Source organism: Pseudomonas sp. JE3303 (assembly GCF_056312565.1).
In genome coordinates, this window is the sequence record NZ_JBWGIF010000033.1 from 1 (window position 1) to 3,088 (window position 3,088).

Genomic DNA, 3,088 nt, shown 5'->3' on the forward strand with positions numbered 1-3,088 from the left:
TCGTTCTTTAAAAATTCGGATATGTGATAGAAATAGACTGAACACTACTTTCACTGGTAGTGGATCAGGCTAAGGTAAAATTTGTGAGTTGCCCGCAAGGGCAAGAATACGAATTTTCGGCGAATGTCGTCTTCACAGTATAACCAGATTGCTTGGGGTTATATGGTCAAGTGAAGAAGCGCATACGGTGGATGCCTTGGCAGTCAGAGGCGATGAAAGACGTGGTAGCCTGCGATAAGCTTCGGGGAGTCGGCAAACAGACTTTGATCCGGAGATCTCTGAATGGGGGAACCCACTCAGCATAAGCTGAGTATCTTGTACTGAATACATAGGTGCAAGAGGCGAACCAGGGGAACTGAAACATCTAAGTACCCTGAGGAATAGAAATCAACCGAGATTCCCTTAGTAGTGGCGAGCGAACGGGGACCAGCCCTTAAGTTGGTTTGAGATTAGTGGAACGCTCTGGAAAGTGCGGCCGTAGTGGGTGATAGCCCCGTACATGAAAATCTCTTATCAATGAAATCGAGTAGGACGGAGCACGAGAAACTTTGTCTGAATATGGGGGGACCATCCTCCAAGGCTAAATACTACTGACTGACCGATAGTGAACTAGTACCGTGAGGGAAAGGCGAAAAGAACCCCGGAGAGGGGAGTGAAATAGATCCTGAAACCGTATGCGTACAAGCAGTGGGAGCAGACTTGTTCTGTGACTGCGTACCTTTTGTATAATGGGTCAGCGACTTATATTCAGTGGCGAGCTTAACCGAATAGGGGAGGCGTAGCGAAAGCGAGTCTTAATAGGGCGTTTAGTCGCTGGGTATAGACCCGAAACCGGGCGATCTATCCATGGGCAGGTTGAAGGTTAGGTAACACTGACTGGAGGACCGAACCGACTACCGTTGAAAAGTTAGCGGATGACCTGTGGATCGGAGTGAAAGGCTAATCAAGCTCGGAGATAGCTGGTTCTCCTCGAAAGCTATTTAGGTAGCGCCTCATGTATCACTGTAGGGGGTAGAGCACTGTTTCGGCTAGGGGGTCATCCCGACTTACCAAACCGATGCAAACTCCGAATACCTACAAGTGCCGAGCATGGGAGACACACGGCGGGTGCTAACGTCCGTCGTGAAAAGGGAAACAACCCAGACCGTCAGCTAAGGTCCCAAAGTCATGGTTAAGTGGGAAACGATGTGGGAAGGCTTAGACAGCTAGGAGGTTGGCTTAGAAGCAGCCACCCTTTAAAGAAAGCGTAATAGCTCACTAGTCGAGTCGGCCTGCGCGGAAGATGTAACGGGGCTCAAACCATGCACCGAAGCTACGGGTATCATCCTTTGGATGATGCGGTAGAGGAGCGTTCTGTAAGCCTGTGAAGGTGAGTTGAGAAGCTTGCTGGAGGTATCAGAAGTGCGAATGCTGACATGAGTAACGACAATGCGAGTGAAAAACTCGCACGCCGAAAGACCAAGGTTTCCTGCGCAACGTTAATCGACGCAGGGTTAGTCGGTCCCTAAGGCGAGGCTGAAAAGCGTAGTCGATGGAAAACAGGTTAATATTCCTGTACTTCCGGTTATTGCGATGGAGGGACGGAGAAGGCTAGGCCAGCTTGGCGTTGGTAGTCCAAGTTTAAGGTGGTAGGCTGGGGTCTTAGGTAAATCCGGGATCCCAAGGCCGAGAGCTGATGACGAGTTGCCTTTGGGCGACGAAGTGGTTGATGCCATGCTTCCAAGAAAAGCTTCTAAGCTTCAGATAACCGGGAACCGTACCCCAAACCGACACAGGTGGTTAGGTAGAGAATACCAAGGCGCTTGAGAGAACTCGGGTGAAGGAACTAGGCAAAATGGCACCGTAACTTCGGGAGAAGGTGCGCCGGTGAGGGTGAAGGACTTGCTCCGTAAGCCCACGCCGGTCGAAGATACCAGGCCGCTGCGACTGTTTATTAAAAACACAGCACTCTGCAAACACGAAAGTGGACGTATAGGGTGTGACGCCTGCCCGGTGCCGGAAGGTTAATTGATGGGGTTAGCTAACGCGAAGCTCTTGATCGAAGCCCCGGTAAACGGCGGCCGTAACTATAACGGTCCTAAGGTAGCGAAATTCCTTGTCGGGTAAGTTCCGACCTGCACGAATGGCGTAACGATGGCGGCGCTGTCTCCACCCGAGACTCAGTGAAATTGAAATCGCTGTGAAGATGCAGTGTATCCGCGGCTAGACGGAAAGACCCCGTGAACCTTTACTATAGCTTTGCACTGGACTTTGAATTTGCTTGTGTAGGATAGGTGGGAGGCTTTGAAGCGTGGACGCCAGTCTGCGTGGAGCCATCCTTGAAATACCACCCTGGCAACTTTGAGGTTCTAACTCAGGTCCGTTATCCGGATCGAGGACAGTGTATGGTGGGTAGTTTGACTGGGGCGGTCTCCTCCCAAAGAGTAACGGAGGAGTACGAAGGTGCGCTCAGACCGGTCGGAAATCGGTCGTAGAGTATAAAGGCAAAAGCGCGCTTGACTGCGAGACAGACACGTCGAGCAGGTACGAAAGTAGGTCTTAGTGATCCGGTGGTTCTGTATGGAAGGGCCATCGCTCAACGGATAAAAGGTACTCCGGGGATAACAGGCTGATACCGCCCAAGAGTTCATATCGACGGCGGTGTTTGGCACCTCGATGTCGGCTCATCACATCCTGGGGCTGAAGCCGGTCCCAAGGGTATGGCTGTTCGCCATTTAAAGTGGTACGCGAGCTGGGTTTAGAACGTCGTGAGACAGTTCGGTCCCTATCTGCCGTGGACGTTTGAGATTTGAGAGGGGCTGCTCCTAGTACGAGAGGACCGGAGTGGACGAACCTCTGGTGTTCCGGTTGTCACGCCAGTGGCATTGCCGGGTAGCTATGTTCGGAAGAGATAACCGCTGAAAGCATCTAAGCGGGAAACTTGCCTCAAGATGAGATCTCACTGGAGCCTTGAGCTCCCTGAAGGGCCGTCGAAGACTACGACGTTGATAGGTGGGGTGTGTAAGCGCTGTGAGGCGTTGAGCTAACCCATACTAATTGCCCGTGAGGCTTGACCATATAACACCCAAGCAATTTGTGCCGAGCCGGT

At 51.8% G+C, this 3,088-nt stretch carries 1 rRNA gene; it reads left to right on the forward strand.

Going from position 1 to position 3,088, the window contains the following annotated elements:
- Nucleotides 1-164: 164 nt before the first annotated feature.
- A 23S ribosomal RNA gene (locus tag AC0ZZU_RS23945) occupies nt 165-3,057 on the forward strand.
- Nucleotides 3,058-3,088 lie beyond the last annotated feature (31 nt).